Here is a 15,171-nt window from a genome sequence, read left to right as displayed (position 1 = left end):
TCTACTACTGAGCTGGTTTCTGCGGTTCCACGGGAATCCGCAGTATAGCCGGATGGAAAATACTCCTTCCGCAACTACCCACATGAACGAAAAACACCTCTATTGTAAGGAGAATCCCACATGTCATTTCCACGACGACGCGGCACCATGATGCGTATCGCCGCAGCCGCAACCTGTTCGTTATTCGTCCTTAGTGCCTGCACCGTTGAAGACGCCGCCACCGGCGATAATGCAGTTAAGATTGCGCTTCCGTTCCAACCGGTAGCCTCACTATCGCCTTATTCCGACGACGCGCTTCTCAACACCCGAATGGGCATCGGTGAGGCACTACTCCAGCTCGATGCCAATGGCGAACCTCAGCCGGAGCTGGCCAAATCTTGGGAGGTGATCGACGACAAAACCGTCGAATTCACTCTTCGTGACAACGTGAAATTCCACGACGGAACCGATCTCACCCCAGAAGCGGTTGTAGGGGCTCTTGAACATGCTGTTAAGGCCGATTCCCGGCCCAAAGGTCTTGGCAAATCGGAGTTGACCTTCACCGCGGAAGGTGACAACAAAGTAAAGGTGGTATCGGCTGATCCAGATCCGATTTTGGCCCAGCGTTTCGCCGACTCGGGTGCGATTATCCTCGCCGAAAAGGCCTACGAAGGTGCTACTCCTCCCCTGGTGGGCACCGGTACTGGTCCGTTTAAGTTGGTGGAACTGACCGATAGCGAAGCAAAGACCGAAGGTTTTGCTGACTATTGGGACGGCAAACCAGCATTGGACGCAGTGACAACGGTGTTCATTGAGGACGGCGCTGGTCGCGCAAACGCTGTCCGTGCGGGCGAGGTGTCACTGGCGCAGGCGGTGCCAATCGCGCAGCTGGCGGAGTTGGGCGATTTGACGGTGGAATCTACCCCTATTCCGCGGGCGGTATTGCTGCACTTGAATACGAAGACCGGCGCTTTTGCTGATGCTGGGCTTCGTGCAAAAGCCGCCGAGGCGGTAAAGCCTGAATCGGTAGTCGATAACATTTATGAGGGCCACGCCTCCCTGGCTGGCGGCAGCTTGTTCAGCGAATCCGCCGATTGGGCTAAATCCGTAGAGTCGAAGAATTCCTTAGCTGGAACGAAGGACGCCGCTGGCACCAAGATTCGATTGGCTACCTGGACAGAACGTCCGGAGCTACCGGAAGCAGCGTCTGTATTGGCTGAGCAGCTGCGTGGCGTTGGTTTCGACGTCGAAGTCGTGGCCCAGGATTACGATTCCCTCGAACCTGCATTGCTTAATGGCGAGTTCGATGCAGTATTGGCATCCCGAAACTACCAGACCGGTGCTGCCGACCCGGTTTCTTACCTCAGCTCCGACTTCAGCTGCGAGGGTTCCTACAACTTGTCGCTGTACTGCAATCCGGAGATTGACGCAGCAATCGAGGAAACCAGCAAGATTTCCGAGACGACCAAGCGCTACACCTCTGCTGCCGAAATCGGTGCCAAGGTCGTTGCCGACAATGCGGTCATTCCAGTAGCCCACGAGTATTCGCTCATTACCTACAACAAATTAGACGGTGTTAGCTTCGACCCATTTGAGCGCAAGCTGATTACCAAAGACACCAAGATCAGCAAGTAATCAGGTGAGCCTTGAGTAAGGCACTGCTTTGACATGATCTCATTCAGCGCGGCCACTGAGGTAACCACTGTGGCCGCGGCACAACCACCACCGCAGTCCGATTACCGTTTAAAAGGAACCCCATGTCCGCTACCACTAGCCCACCGTCACACCCGACAAAGGTGAAACCGTCGGCTCTTCGCCGCTGCTTTTCGACGGTCGCTTTCCCCCTCGGCTTATTGGTTTCCGGAATCATCGTCACCGCAATCTTGCCGTTCATTGGGCAGCGGGATCTTGCATTTGCCGTTTTCCGCGCTCGCGAAAAAGAACGGGAACCTGATCCGGAGGTACTGGCAGCGATCCGTGAGGAATTGAATCTCCCGGATACTCCACTCGCTGGGGTGATCCAGTGGCTTTCGGGGGCAATCCGCGGGGATTTCGGTGTGAGCTGGGTCAACCCGGCCCGCTCAGCCACCTCTGTGGCGCTGAGTGGGTTTGGGGTTTCAGCAACCATCGCGTTTTTATCGACCACTGTTGCGGTGTTGTTTGCTGTAGCCCTCGTTTTCCCCCGCATCACCAGCGTCGTTCGCGGCAAACCCGCGCGGACTTCTCATATCTTGGGAATGGCCATGCTGGGTTCCATCCCGGAATTCGTGCTCGCCGTGGTGTTATTGGTTGTCTTTGGCTTGCAATGGGGTTGGTTCCCGGTCAGCGGCTTTTCCTCAGCCAAGCACATGGTCCTTCCCGTGTTGTCGCTGGCATTACCGGCGGCTGGCATGTTGGGGCGTATTTTGCTCATCACTATTGATGGTATTTCCCACGAAGAGTGGGTTCGATCGTGGCGGCTAAACGGTGTTAAAAAGAGCATAATCATATCTGCGTTGTTGCAACGCAGCATGGCGGTGTTGCTGCCGCAAATTGTCCTGTTCTTCGCCGGTAATTTGGCGGCGACTGTCCTGATTGAAACAACATTCAGCATTCCCGGAATGGGGAACACTGCGGTGAAAGCCGCGATTAGCAGGGATATCCCTGTTTTACAGGTGATTGTGATTACTGCATTGGTGGTGGGATTGGCCTCTGGTGGTCTTGCCCAGTTGTTACGGCACCGATTGCTTGCGCCGCTTGTGCAAGCCGAAACTGCCTATTCGTCGCAATCGGCCGATGCCCGGCTTAAGCCTCGGGGTGGTTGGGCGCTTATGATCGTTTCGCTGCCGTTTCTGGCGTTGTTGGTGTTGTGGGTTATTCTGCCTGCCCCGACGGTTATGCCGGAGCAACGGCTTCGCCCGCCCTCTGCGCTCCATTCGCTGGGAACGGATCATCTTGGCCGGGATTTAGCAGCCCGGATTGCCCACGGCGCGGTTTTCAGCTTAGGTGCCGCCGTTGCGGTCACCGCCGCTTGTGCCGTTTTGGGATTAATTCTTGGTTTGGCCGGGCCGTGGGTATCCAAGCTGGGCAATGCACTTAATGCCCTTCCTGCGGTGTTTATCGGCGTGATCTTCGCCGGTGTTTTCGGCGCTTCGCAATTAACTGCGTGTATTGCGGTTTTAAGTGTCGGCTGGATTCCGCTTGCCGCACACGCCGCTAGCGTCGTCGATGAAGCCCGCACCACCGGGTATTACCGCTGGGCGCAGGTGCAAGGCGCATCCCGGTTTCGGCTGTTGCGGGTTCACACGCTACCCACGTTAATTCCAGCTATCGTGCGCCACGCTGCCAGCCGAATCGCCCATAACGCATTGGCGCTGGTTAGCTTGGGGTTCCTCGGGCTGGGTGCGCCGCTTGAGTCGCCCAACTGGGGCATTATTTTATCCGAATCGATCCGCTATATTGAGCGGGCTCCGTGGATAATGTTGGCTCCGACAGTGTTGTTAATCCTGCTGGGGATCGCTTCGGCGTTGGCAACGGATACCGACGTCTCGTTGCGCAAGTCCCGGTAGTGGCAGTTAGCTTTTCGACGAACGCAGGTGGCGGTTTGCTAGCCGAATATATCCACCGGGTTCACGACGTCGGCAATAATAACGATGGCACCAACCCCGATCAAAACCGCCGCGACCGCCATTGTCACCGGAACCAGTTTCTCGTAATCTGCTGGCCCCATTGGGTCTAAACCGCGTAGTCTCCGCAGCAGATCCCGCAGTTTTTCGTAAATCACCACAGCAATGTGTCCGCCGTCTAACGGTGGCAATGGAATCAGGTTGAAAAACGCCAGGAAGAAATTGAGGCTGGCTAGCATTAAGAGGAACATCGGCCAGGCTGAACGTTCCGCCAACACGCCACCGACGTGGGACGCACCGACAACGCTGATCGGACCATCTACTTCGCGTTCGGCGCCAAAGATCGAGGCCGCAACACCTGGGATTTTTTGGGGGAAGGAGGCCAAGCCACTCAGGGTGGCCGACGTCAAGGAACCAGCAAACCCGAAGGTAGCCCCGATGGCGTCAACAGGCCCGTAGGAGACGAATAGCTCAAGGGGCGCGCTCGCCACGCCTATGGCACCGACCGTTATTTCTTCACCGGCGGGGTTGAGCCGACTCGCGGATTCCACGTGAATAGGCACGTCGAGTTTCTTTCCGGCCCGTTCAACGTGAAGCACGACTTCTTCATTCGGCTTGGTCATCACATAATCGCGTAGCTCCACAAAGCTTGCGACTTTTACGTCGTCGACAGCCACAACCCGGTCACCGACCTGCAACCCAGCCTTGGCGGCCGGTCCGGTTCCGGAGCACGGCGCTAGCGTTTGCGCGTCGAGCTGTTTAGGAGCAACACAATTGATTTCCCCGATGGTTGCCGTCGTATCGACGTTGTTGTTTGGCAATCCGGACGTAACGGCTAGTCCATACAAAATAACCAACGCCACGATGATATTGACGATAATGCCGCCTAGCAACACGATGATTCGTTGCCACCAAGGTTTAAAAATCATCGCGTGCGGCCGTTCCGTGGACGATAATTCGTCTTGATTGGTCATTCCCGCGATGTCGCAGAACCCGCCCAGCGGAATCGCTTTGAACCCGTAGACGGTTTCTCCTCGTTTCACCGACCACACGGTAGGGCCAAAACCGACGAAGAATCGCCGGACTTTCATGCCAAACAACCGAGCCGTGGCAAAATGCCCCCATTCATGAAGCGCAATGGTTGCGGCGATACCGATGGCAAAGATAAAAACACCAAGTAAATACGACATAGTTTGTTGTGTCAGTTTCCTTAACCGCTATCGTTCAATGCGTTCGATAGCCTCATCGGCATAAGCCCGGGCAATCTGCTCGCATTCTATAACGTCCGCGATTGTATTCGCCGTTCCGGCGAACTGCGAACTTGCAGACACAATGTCACTCACGACATCAACGATGGAGGGGAATTGTATCCGCCCAGCAAGGAACGCTGCCGCCGCTTGCTCATTCGCTGCGTTATACACTGCCGGGAACGTCCCGCCGCGCAGCGCAACGTCGCGAGCTAATTGAACCGCCGGGAAAGCCTCGTCATCCACAGGGAAGAACTCCCAGGTGGCTGCGGCGCTGAAATCCAGCGCAGGTTGTGCGTCTGGCACCCGGTGCGGCCAATGCAATGCTAAGGAAATGGGAAGCTTCATCGACGGTGGCGATGCTTGCGCGATAGTGGCGCCATCGCTAAAGGTGACCATGGAGTGCACGATGGATTGGGGGTGCACCGTGACATCGATTCGGTCAGCAGGAATATCAAAAAGCAGCGAAGCTTCGATCAATTCCAATCCCTTGTTGATTAAAGTCGCGGAATTTAGGGTATTCATTTGCCCCATCGACCATGTAGGGTGCGCTGCCGCCTGCTGCGGCGTGACCTCCCGCATCATCTCCCTAGTCCAACCACGAAACGGTCCGCCGGAAGCAGTAAGAACAAACCGATCAACCTCGTGGCGTTCCCCGGAACGCAAGCACTGCGCCATGGCCGAGTGCTCCGAGTCCACCGGGACGATCTGGCCTGGTGCAAGTGCCTTCATTACCAGTTCTCCGCCCGCCACTAGCGATTCCTTATTCGCTAGCGCCAACGTGCTTCCCGTTTCGATGACCGCCATTGTCGCAGCAAGCCCCTGGGAACCAACCAAAGCGTTCAGTACTGTATCAGCCGGGGTTTCTCGGACCAAATTTTCAGCGGCGTTCTGTCCGGAGCGTACTTGAGAGCCCAGCGCTTCTGACACCTGCTGTGCCGCCTGGGCGTCGGCTACTGCCACTTGGTTGGCCGACAATTTAAGGTTGATCGCCTGATCGATAATGAGCTGCGGATTGCGCCCACCTGCCGCAATCCCCACGACCTGAAACTTATCGGGATTTTCCGCGATGACCTCAAGAGCTTGCGTGCCTATAGAACCGGTACTGCCAAGAATTACTACCGCTGTCTTCATAAGTTCCATTGTTTCATTATCTACTGGTATTTCCCGCACCGCAGATGTGATTGATCGAAGACCGGAAGTCGGCACACTGCTTGATCACGATCGAAGTCGAAGGTTTTCACCTCGTTTTCACCCCCTAACGTGTACCAACTTAAGATTGAGAATGCGACACAGTCGCCCAAATTTTTACGTTTCCGCAGGTTAAAGCAAATGTGTCATATGCCACACTAAGGGCTTTCCGTTGGTTAATGTCGCCTGAAACGTGCAGTTATGCCAAAATGGTTGGGAAATCTATTTCTGTTTCAAACTCCCCTACTAACGCATGGTTATGTGCAACTACCAACCACAAGCCTGGCGTGACATCAAGTTTTAAGGAGAAGAGCGTGGCCGGTTCTCACGAGATCGCCCCTGAGGTACACAATGGTGTATCCACCCTGGATGAACCATCAGCAGCATGGGGTTGGCACCACATCGGACGCAATGCAACCCAGATTTCGGGATGGATCTGCGTTTTCATCCTGTTGGGCTACAACTTCGGTAACCACAAGGGTCATGTCGAAACCATCTTCCTTTTTGTCTTCGCAGCATTGATCGCGGTCGGCCTGCTCTGGCAGCTGTTTGAACCACAAGGCAAGCAAGCTCGGACTTTGACCGCTCACAATAAGCCAGTAGGACATAAAGAGCTTGACTGGAATTACCTCCAGGCAACCTGCACTGGCCCATACGCTGAATTGACCGACTCCCAATTACGCGCTCTGAATATCGAGCCGTCTCGGGTTTCCCACCTTCGCAAGTTGGAAAACTAAGAATATTCCTTAAAATTCCGCCTACTTGATAGTAGGCGGAATTTTTTATTGCCATAACCGAACCGGCCACCTTTTCGCACTACAATCCGGAAAATTTTCTACCCCAGATCCACCCCCGAACCCCGCCAGATATATACGTTTATCATTTTTTATTTAATTCAATCTTTTGACTTTTCTATCTATTTATCATTTTAAACAGTTGACAGTTAAACTAAATTTCAGTTCTGATTCTTTCATCTTCATCTGCCAAGGAGATACCGTCTCATGCCTCGTAACTGGCGTCGAAAAGCGCTGGCGTGTGCACTTGTCGCATCGCTTAGCTTCAGCAACCTACATTCCGCACAAACACCAGCCACCGCGCAGGTCCCCAACCCGCATCACGCTTTCAGCCTTCCCGCTGGCTCTTCGGAGTTCAATACCGATTTCTTCTATAAAATCCTTGGCGGCGCTTTGCCACTATTCGCAGCCATTCTTGGCATCGTCGCTTTTGTCACCAAGACAACCGCACAAAATTCTGCAGACACAAAGCAGACTCACCCAGCCAAGCCTGAAGGCGAATTGACGCCTCATGTAACCACCGCGCCGCCAACCACGGAATCCTCGACCTTCTGGTTCCCGGATGCACCGAATAACCCAACCCAACCCGCACCGGAAACCATTCCACCTGCTTCCGGGAATCCTTCGGCGGAACCTACCGATTCCGCACAGCCAGGTATCAATAACACGGCAGGCAAGCAAACTGACCTGTCGAGCCTGTCCAGCTCGTCAAGTTCTACCCCGCCGCGGAAGCAAAATCCGTCGACGCCTGATACCGGCTCCGACTCTTCGGTTGCCCGCCAAGTTCAACGTGTCCTGGACGAGATCAATAGCCAGCGTCGTAGCCAAGGCTTGAACCCGGTTACGCTCGATGCGGAATTGAGCAAGGCGGAGCAAAAGGATGCTGAAGACTTCATTAAGTCCGGCAGTTTCCAGACCGATTATTCTATGCGGGTAGTCCCAATCTCTGGTGAAGACCCAGTGGTCGGTTACCGCGAATCGATCGCCAAATATGATTTCCTGGCGCAATTGGTTCGCCGCCCTGATCTTAAGAAGGTCGCTATTGGTCTTGCCACAAACGGTTTTTGGTGGGGCGGTTCCGCACGATTCGTCACCGAGGGCGATGCGCTGACATCCGACGACGACCGCGTGAGCAAGCTGGTTGACCGGATAAACGAGGCACGCAAGAAAAACGGGGTGAATCCGTTTCAGCTTGCGCCTTCGTTTAACGCCGAAGAGGTGGCGTGGGCCAAGCACATGAAGGATATCAACCGACTCTATTTCTCCGGAATTAAGCGTGCCGTGTGGCGTGCTCACGATCCGCTAGAAGCTGTTGCAGTTTGGGCACAGCAATCTGGTTTTAATTTCATCCTCACTGACGCTCGGTACAGCCACGTCGCCGTCGGATTGTACCAAGACGGCGACGAATTCTGGATCTCCGTTCGTCCCATCACCCAAGGAGTCGCGCTGCAAGAACGCGCGAAGCAGATCGAATCCGTCATCGCCGCAATCAACGAAAAACGTACCGCAGCAGGTCTGGGCGTACTCACCGTCGATGATCAGCACCAATCCCATCTGCAAAAGCAAGCTGAGCTTTTCGTCAACGGCAAAGTCGTGCAACAACAGCTTCCGTTGACGGAAGTGTATGCGCTTGCCGACGACCCACTCGCAGCCACCGACAAACTATTCAGCCAGAAGAAGAACAGCGACGTTCTGCTGCGCTCCAATGCATCAAAAATCACCGTTGCCATCGCCGAAAAGGACGGATTCTATGCCGTCGCGGTGAAGGTACCGCATAAGCGTTAAGGCGACAAAAGCCTTCAATAAAAATCGCCGCAACGAGCCTCATGTTTTTCCAAAAAACATGAGGCTTAAAATCTGGGACCGCTAGGTATTAACCTAACGGTTTATCGTTCTTCGGCGGCAAGCTGACCGCAGGCGGCCGCGATTTCCTGGCCCTTGGTATCTCGAACCGTACACGTAACCCCCTGCGCGATGACCCGCCGAACAAATTCATCCTGCTGGGTTTTATCAGATGCATCCCACTTGGAACCTGGCGTTGGATTGAGTGGAATCACATTGACATGTGCTTTGGAGCCTAAGGCGCGATGGAGCTTCTTGCCTAACATGTCGGCCCGCCACCCGTGGTCATTGATGTCCCGAATCAGGGCGTATTCGATGGACACCCGCCGCCCCGACCGATCAGCATAATATGCAGCCGCATCCAGTACCTCCTCAACCGACCAGCGGTTATTCACCGGCACTAACGTGTCCCGCAGTTCATCGTCTGGGGTATGCAACGAAACGGCGAGTGTGACGGAGAGATCCTCGTCGGCAAGCTTGCGGATCGCAGGAGCCAAACCAACCGTGGACACCGTGACGTTGCGCTGCGAGATGCCGAAACCGTTCGGCACCGGCTCCGTGATTTGGCGCACCGCATGAACCACGCGTTTGTAATTGGCGAGTGGCTCCCCCATGCCCATAAAAACGATGTTGGATAACCGGCCGCCTTCAGCTTCCATTGTCGCTGCAGCCGCACGCACCTGGTCAACAATTTCCGCGGTGGAGAGATTACGATCCAACCCGCCCTGTCCAGTAGCGCAGAACGGACAGGCCATGCCACAACCCGCCTGGGAGGAAATGCAAAGGGTCGCGCGATTGGGATACCGCATCAACACGGATTCCAAAAGCGTACCGTCGTGAAGTTTCCACAACGTCTTTTGGGTTTCACCGTCATCAGCTGAGACTTCCCGTACCGGGGTCATCAACGTGGGAAACAACGCTTCGGCTACTTTTTCCCGCGCGGCTGCTGGCAGGTCCGTCATGGTGCGCGGGTCGGCCTGCATTCGGCCGTAGTAGTGTTTAGCCAGTTGGTTTGCCCGGAATTTGGGCAGCCCAAGTTCAGCTAAAGCGGCAATGCGTTCGTCGTTGGTTAAATCCGCGAAATGTTTCGGGGGCATTGCCCGTCGTGGCGTAGCAAAGTTAAGGGGGATGGGTGTAGCCATAATCAAACTATTTTCGCACGAACCAGGGCAAAAGGTCGATTCGGCGGCGGTGCACCAGCGTGGAACTGCTATTTTTCATAACAATCTCGCACTTTTTAGCTGTCACGATTGTATTGAGCTACTAAACACAGTTGAATAGTAACCATGTCTAAAAATAACGACGATTTTCATTCTGACGCATTAGCCAAAGATATGGTTGAACAACCAGATTCGTTTTCGGACACCTCAGTTCATGAATACGAACCTGCCGTTGACAATCTTCCTGCCGAGGTTCCCGCAACCACTCCGGCCCCCGCTTCGAAGCCTGCGGTTAAGAGCTCGTTCGCGGGCGGAACCTGGGTGGCACTCATCGCGGGCGCGCTTTTGCTCATTGTGCTTTTGGTATTTATTCTGCAGAATCAACAGCCGGTGGATCTCACGCTATTCGCCTGGAAATTCACGTTCCCGGCCGGTGTTGGTTTCTTACTTGCCGCCATCGCTGGCGCATTGATTATGGCCCTCGTCGGTGGGGTTCGCATGTTACAGCTACGCCGCCAGATCAAAAAGAATTAAAGCCGCTAGCTCCAACGCTAAAACCCTGCGCTAGTCCAAGGCGGACAGCACAGGGTTTTTCGTTATGCGCAACCTACCACGTTGATTGGGAAACCCTGGTGGCGTCGAAAAGCTAAAGGGAGATTACCGACAGCACTAACCAGGTCACCATAGCGGCGGGCAGCATGCCATCGAGTCGGTCCATAACCCCGCCGTGCCCCGGTATCATCTGCGACATGTCTTTAATCCCCAATTCCCGTTTGAACTGGGATTCCACTAGATCACCCAGTGTCGCACAGATGACCAATAAGATTCCCAGCAAGACACCCCACCACCAGTCGGAATGAAGCAGGTAATGCATGCTCAATGCGCCGACCAAGGCACCCGACAGAATGGAGCCAGCGAAACCTTCCCAAGACTTCTTCGGGCTCACCGCAGGCGCCATCGGGTGGCAACCGAACATCACCCCGGCGATATAACCACCGGTATCGGATGCGATCACGCACATCATAAACGTGATAATGAACATGGAACCAGCAACTTCATGCCCCCTAAGCAGCGACATCATCGCCGCGAAGCTGCCGAAAAGCGGAATCCAGGTGAGCACAAAAATCCCCACGGCGGTATCCCGCAGGTAGTTCTTGGGCGCGGAGTTTTTGCCGTGATGAAAAAGCCGGGAATACATCACCAGCAAAACAGCGGCGACAAATCCCGATACCAGCCCCTTCGGGCCAAACGGCCACGATAACCACAGCATCAGCTGCCCGCCGAATAACAGCCACCAGCGCTGCACGATATAGCCTTTTTCCGAGAGCCGGGAGATCACCTCCCACTGTGCGAAGAAAATCGCGATGGCGACTAACGGATACCACCCAAATGGTATGACGAAGATTGCCAATAGAACAACGGCGAATAGGCCAAGCCCCACCGGAATGGCCACTTTCAAATCGCGGCCAGCGGAATTTTTCGGTTTAGGCAAATGGCGGGCTGTGGTATTCATCGGCAGAATGTCAACTTTCGTCAGGCTATGCATTAAACCCCTAGGGATTTTTGTCCTCTTCCCTAGGGGGGTCGATCGCCACGCACGGTTTCTCGTGATTCCCCACGGGACGCGGCGACCAGAAGCACGAAATCGGAACCTACAGGCGGGGGCTAAACCTCCATCAATTCCGCTTCTTTCTTCGTAACAAGCTCGTCGATAGAAGCAACGTACTTCTGGGTTACCTTATCCAGTTCCTTTTCTGCTGCTTGGACTTCGTCCTCACCTGCGTCGCCGTCCTTCTGAATCTTCTTTAATTGATCCATGCCCTTACGACGAACGTTGCGGATGGCGATTTTGCCGTCTTCGCCCTTAGCTTTAGCCAGCTTCGCCATTTCCTTACGACGCTCCTCGGTGAGCTGCGGAATGGTCACCCGCAGCACCTGGCCGTCGTTGGTTGGGTTAACACCCAGATCGGAATTGCGAATTGCGTTTTCGATCTCACCCATCGTCGACATCTCATAAGGCTTGATCAGCAGCATGCGCGCTTCCGGAACCGAAATGGTTGCCATTTGGGTGATCGGGGTAGGAACACCGTAGTAATCAGCGATGACGCCGTTGAACATGGATGGGTTCGCACGGCCAGTTCGAATATGGGTGAGTTCTTCCCGGGTGCGCTCCACGGAAGTGGTCATATGCTCTTCGCATTCCAACAGCACGTCATCAATCATGAGAGTCTTCCTTTTGATTTTTGTGATGTGGCTTGCCGCAAAACACTGGTGGGTTTCACGCAAGCCAGAGTACAGATATCTACCTTAACAGGACTTTTAGTCCAAAGGCCATTAAAGCGAACTATTGCTGAACCAAGGTACCGATTTTCTCACCGGCGCATGCCCGAGCGATATTGCCTTCAACTAATAAGTTGAACACCAGAATCGGCATGTTGTTGTCCATGCACAGAGAAAACGCGGTGGCGTCAGCAACTTTGAGTTCCTGTTCGATAACTTCCCGTGGCGTAATGTCGTGGAAGAGCTTCGCGTCTGGATTGACCCGTGGGTCGTCGGAATAGACGCCATCCACACCCTTTGCCATGAGCAGGACTTCGCAGTCGATTTCCAATGCGCGCTGCGCCGCAGTGGTATCGGTGGAGAAATACGGCATGCCCATGCCTGCACCGAAGATAACGACCCGCCCCTTTTCCAGGTGCCGTTTTGCCCGAAGCGGGAGGTATGGTTCCGCAACCTGCGCCATATTGATTGCGGTCTGCACCCGGCAATCGATTCCCTCTTGTTCTAAGAAGTCCTGCAGCGCCAGGCAATTCATCACCGTTCCGAGCATACCCATGTAATCCGAACGGTTGCGATCAAGCCCTCGTTGCTGCAATTGCGCCCCGCGGAAGAAGTTACCGCCGCCGATAACGACTGCGACCTGAACGCCGTCGCGGGCTACCTGGGCGATCTGACGGGCGACGTTGGAGACCACGTCCGGGTCGATGCCTACCGATCCCCCGCCGAACATTTCACCTCCAAGCTTTAACATCACTCGCTTATAGCCGGAACGCTTGGTGGAATCGGTCATGGTTTCTAAGGCGCCTTTCCCTGGTGCTTGGAGCGGTTCGCTTGTCGACGATCCAAGCTAGTCATCAGTTATACATCCCGCGGGCAACAATGTTGTGCTGCGGAAAAGATCCAAAGAATCTCAAGCACTAGATTCTACCCCTTCAACCCCGCTAACACCTATTAGTGGCGAACCGACGGCACTTACTGCAGCAGGAGCTAAAAGCACCCCTGGCAGGTGACTGCTTATCCGACAGTCCCTTCCAGGGGTGCTTTCTTCAGCGCTAGCAGATTACTGCTGGCCAACCTCGAAACGAGCGAAGGAGGTGATGGTTACACCAGCTTCCTCCATGAGCTGCTTCACGGTCTTCTTGGAGTCAGCTACGGAAGCCTGCTCCAGCAAGCAAACGTCCTTGTAGAAACCACCGAGACGGCCTTCGACGATTTTCGGAATCGCAGCTTCTGGCTTGCCTTCGGAACGAGTGATTTCTTCCGCGACATGGCGCTCTTTCTCCACAACCTCAGCAGGAATGTCTTCCCGGCTCAAGTATGCAGCCTTCAGCGCAGCAACCTGCATTGCAGCCTGGTGTGCGGCGGCAGCGGCCTCGTCGCCGGAGCCGGTGTAAGCAACCAAAACGCCCACTGCAGGTGGCAGGCCAGCTGCGCGGTGGTGCAGGTACACGGAAACGTTTTCGCCCTCAACGGTGGTAGCGCGACGCAGCTCCAGCTTCTCGCCGATCTTGGCAGACAGCTCCAAGATAGCTTCGCTTGCTGGCTTGCCGTCGACAACAACAGCAGCGAGCTCTTCAGGGGTGTTTGCCTTTGCAGCTGCGGCAGCGTCGGCAACCTTCTGGGCAAATTCGATGAAGTCAGCGTTCTTAGCAACGAAGTCGGTTTCGGCGTTAACCTCAACCATGGTGTTGCCGGACACTGCGATCAGGCCTTCGGAAGCGTTACGCTCGGCACGCTTGCCGACGTCCTTTGCGCCCTTGATGCGCAGGATCTCGACAGCCTTGTCGAAATCGCCATCGGTTTCTGCAAGAGCCTTCTTGCAGTCGATCATGCCGGAACCGGTGACCTCGCGAAGCTTCTTAACATCAGCAGCGGTGAAATTCGCCATGTGGGGGCGACCCTCCTTGAGTTATAGGAATATGTCAATGAAATTAAAAGTAGTACAGCGACACCAGTGGTGACCAGAGCAAAATCCAACTGGCAAAACTAAGGTGCTCGTTGCACAAGCACCCCCAGCCGAAACCATTCAATAGTGCAGCGGTACGGTGGGGGCGAAAGCTTTACGCTGTGCCGAGCTTAAAAAAGATAACCCGGCGGCGATTTTTACTCAGCAGCTGGTGCTTCTTCGGCAACCTCTGCTGGAGCCTCAACCTTAGCCGCAACCTCTGCTGGGGCTTCGACCTTGGCGGCAACCTCTACGGTTTCCTCACGGTTTGCATCACCGGCAGCTTCCTTAGCTGCAGCCAGTGCGCGCTCTTCGCGGGCCTTCTTACCTTCGATGACTGCGGAAGAAATTACCCGAGTCAGTACCGCGATGGAACGGATTGCATCGTCGTTGCCTGGTACCGGGAAGTTCACGGTGTCTGGATCGCAGTTGGTATCGAGGATAGCAACCACTGGGATCTTCAACTTGTGAGCTTCGTTCACTGCGATGTGCTCTTTATTGGTGTCAACCACCCACAATGCGGAAGGAACCTTGTTCATGTCAGCGATACCGCCGAGAACCCGCTCCAACTTGGTGCGTTCGCGGGTGAGCATGAGGATTTCCTTCTTGGTGCGGCCGTCGTAGCCGTTTTCAGCAGCATCCATTGCCTGCAGTTCCTTCATGCGGTGCAGACGCTTGGAAACAGTCTGGAAGTTGGTGAGCATACCGCCCAACCAACGGTGGTTCACGTAAGGCATGCCAACGCGCTCAGCTTCAACCTTGATTGGTTCCTGAGCCTGCTTCTTGGTGCCAACGTAGAGGATGGTGCCACCGTGTGCAACGGTTTCCTTCACAAACTCGTATGCCTCATCGATGAAGGTCAGGGTCTGCTGAAGGTCGATGATGTAGATGCCGTTACGCTCGGTGAAGATGAAACGACGCATCTTCGGATTCCACCGGCGGGTCTGGTGGCCGAAGTGCACACCAGAATCAAGAAGCTCACGCATGGTTACTACAGCCATGTTTTGCTCCCTTTCTAAAATCTAATAGTTTCGGTTTTCTTACATGACAGGTTTTCCCTGCCGCCTAGCAACCAATCCACCCCGTTCACCATATCCACTTTCAAGCAAGAGGAATGGACCTTGAACA

At 54.7% G+C, this 15,171-nt stretch carries 13 protein-coding genes; 5 read left to right on the top strand and 8 right to left on the bottom strand.

The window, feature by feature from the left end:
• The first annotated feature begins 120 nt into the window (after nucleotides 1-120).
• Together Q4D85_RS04415 and Q4D85_RS04410 are read left to right on the top strand one after the other, a co-directional pair.
• Nucleotides 121-1,614, top strand: coding sequence for an ABC transporter substrate-binding protein (locus Q4D85_RS04415; RefSeq protein WP_303198490.1), 1,494 nt, complete (start codon nucleotides 121-123; stop codon nucleotides 1,612-1,614).
• A gap of 122 nt (nucleotides 1,615-1,736) precedes the next feature.
• On the top strand, nucleotides 1,737-3,527 hold the full coding sequence (locus Q4D85_RS04410; protein WP_303198489.1) for an ABC transporter permease subunit: 1,791 nt from the start codon (nucleotides 1,737-1,739) through the stop codon (nucleotides 3,525-3,527).
• Between the two features lie 38 nt (nucleotides 3,528-3,565).
• Here Q4D85_RS04410 and Q4D85_RS04405 read toward each other — a convergent pair whose 3' ends face one another.
• Nucleotides 3,566-4,774 (bottom strand): RIP metalloprotease, encoded by a 1,209-nt coding sequence (locus tag Q4D85_RS04405; protein WP_303198488.1) that lies wholly within the window; start codon nucleotides 4,772-4,774, stop codon nucleotides 3,566-3,568.
• Nucleotides 4,775-4,801: 27 nt separating this feature from the next.
• The gene (gene dxr / locus Q4D85_RS04400; RefSeq protein ID WP_303198487.1) at nucleotides 4,802-5,965 is read right to left on the bottom strand and encodes a 1-deoxy-D-xylulose-5-phosphate reductoisomerase; all 1,164 of its coding nucleotides are present in this window, start codon (nucleotides 5,963-5,965) and stop codon (nucleotides 4,802-4,804) included.
• A gap of 371 nt (nucleotides 5,966-6,336) precedes the next feature.
• Here dxr and Q4D85_RS04395 point away from each other — a divergent pair, with 371 nt between their 5' ends.
• Both Q4D85_RS04395 and Q4D85_RS04390 read left to right on the top strand, forming a co-directional pair.
• Nucleotides 6,337-6,759, top strand: coding sequence for a DUF2631 domain-containing protein (locus Q4D85_RS04395; protein ID WP_303198486.1), 423 nt, complete (start codon nucleotides 6,337-6,339; stop codon nucleotides 6,757-6,759).
• A 264-nt stretch (nucleotides 6,760-7,023) separates the two neighbouring features.
• Nucleotides 7,024-8,601 (top strand): hypothetical protein, encoded by a 1,578-nt coding sequence (locus Q4D85_RS04390; RefSeq protein WP_303198485.1) that lies wholly within the window; start codon nucleotides 7,024-7,026, stop codon nucleotides 8,599-8,601.
• 101 nt (nucleotides 8,602-8,702) lie between these two features.
• Here Q4D85_RS04390 and rlmN read toward each other — a convergent pair whose 3' ends face one another.
• Nucleotides 8,703-9,800, bottom strand: a complete 1,098-nt coding sequence (rlmN, locus tag Q4D85_RS04385) for a 23S rRNA (adenine(2503)-C(2))-methyltransferase RlmN (RefSeq protein ID WP_303198484.1) — start codon at nucleotides 9,798-9,800, stop codon at nucleotides 8,703-8,705.
• 144 nt (nucleotides 9,801-9,944) lie between these two features.
• On the opposite strand from rlmN, the gene Q4D85_RS04380 reads away from it, so the two are divergent.
• Entirely contained in the window at nucleotides 9,945-10,352 is a 408-nt protein-coding gene (locus tag Q4D85_RS04380; protein ID WP_303198483.1) for a lipopolysaccharide assembly LapA domain-containing protein, read from the top strand.
• A 112-nt stretch (nucleotides 10,353-10,464) separates the two neighbouring features.
• Here the strand turns inward: Q4D85_RS04380 and Q4D85_RS04375 are convergent, their stop codons facing one another.
• The 5 genes from Q4D85_RS04375 to rpsB all read right to left on the bottom strand — a co-directional run bounded on the left by Q4D85_RS04375 (nucleotide 10,465) and on the right by rpsB (nucleotide 15,044).
• A complete protein-coding gene (locus Q4D85_RS04375) occupies nucleotides 10,465-11,331 on the bottom strand; it encodes a phosphatidate cytidylyltransferase (RefSeq protein WP_303198481.1) in 867 nt (288 codons plus the stop codon).
• Nucleotides 11,332-11,483: 152 nt separating this feature from the next.
• Nucleotides 11,484-12,041 carry a ribosome recycling factor gene (frr, locus tag Q4D85_RS04370; RefSeq protein WP_047262286.1) on the bottom strand — a complete coding sequence of 186 codons (558 nt, stop codon included), beginning with the start codon at nucleotides 12,039-12,041 and terminating at the stop codon, nucleotides 11,484-11,486.
• A gap of 121 nt (nucleotides 12,042-12,162) precedes the next feature.
• A complete protein-coding gene (pyrH, locus tag Q4D85_RS04365; RefSeq protein ID WP_303198476.1) occupies nucleotides 12,163-12,888 on the bottom strand; it encodes a UMP kinase in 726 nt (241 codons plus the stop codon).
• A 270-nt stretch (nucleotides 12,889-13,158) separates the two neighbouring features.
• Nucleotides 13,159-13,986: a translation elongation factor Ts gene (gene tsf / locus Q4D85_RS04360; protein WP_303198475.1), complete on the bottom strand. Its 828-nt coding sequence runs from the start codon at nucleotides 13,984-13,986 to the stop codon at nucleotides 13,159-13,161.
• Nucleotides 13,987-14,201: 215 nt separating this feature from the next.
• Complete coding sequence (gene rpsB / locus Q4D85_RS04355; RefSeq protein WP_303198474.1) at nucleotides 14,202-15,044, bottom strand: 30S ribosomal protein S2; 843 nt, start codon at nucleotides 15,042-15,044, stop codon at nucleotides 14,202-14,204.
• Nucleotides 15,045-15,171: the final 127 nt, after the last annotated feature.

It is taken from the genome of Corynebacterium sp., assembly GCF_030532965.1.
Taxonomy (GTDB): Bacteria; Actinomycetota; Actinomycetes; order Mycobacteriales; family Mycobacteriaceae; genus Corynebacterium.
Note: the sequence above shows the minus strand (reverse complement) of the source record. Positions and strands in the feature narration are given on the sequence as shown.

Coding starts and splice junctions, on each gene's coding strand:
- Q4D85_RS04415 (WP_303198490.1), top strand. CDS start 121: ATGTCATTTCCACGACGACGCGGCACCATGATGCGTATCGCCGCAGCC.
- Q4D85_RS04410 (WP_303198489.1), top strand. CDS start 1,737: ATGTCCGCTACCACTAGCCCACCGTCACACCCGACAAAGGTGAAACCG.
- Q4D85_RS04405 (WP_303198488.1), bottom strand. CDS start 4,774: ATGTCGTATTTACTTGGTGTTTTTATCTTTGCCATCGGTATCGCCGCA.
- dxr (WP_303198487.1), bottom strand. CDS start 5,965: ATGAAGACAGCGGTAGTAATTCTTGGCAGTACCGGTTCTATAGGCACG.
- Q4D85_RS04390 (WP_303198485.1), top strand. CDS start 7,024: ATGCCTCGTAACTGGCGTCGAAAAGCGCTGGCGTGTGCACTTGTCGCA.
- rlmN (WP_303198484.1), bottom strand. CDS start 9,800: ATGGCTACACCCATCCCCCTTAACTTTGCTACGCCACGACGGGCAATG.
- Q4D85_RS04380 (WP_303198483.1), top strand. CDS start 9,945: ATGTCTAAAAATAACGACGATTTTCATTCTGACGCATTAGCCAAAGAT.
- Q4D85_RS04375 (WP_303198481.1), bottom strand. CDS start 11,331: ATGAATACCACAGCCCGCCATTTGCCTAAACCGAAAAATTCCGCTGGC.
- frr (WP_047262286.1), bottom strand. CDS start 12,041: ATGATTGATGACGTGCTGTTGGAATGCGAAGAGCATATGACCACTTCC.
- pyrH (WP_303198476.1), bottom strand. CDS start 12,888: ATGACCGATTCCACCAAGCGTTCCGGCTATAAGCGAGTGATGTTAAAG.
- tsf (WP_303198475.1), bottom strand. CDS start 13,986: ATGGCGAATTTCACCGCTGCTGATGTTAAGAAGCTTCGCGAGGTCACC.
- rpsB (WP_303198474.1), bottom strand. CDS start 15,044: ATGGCTGTAGTAACCATGCGTGAGCTTCTTGATTCTGGTGTGCACTTC.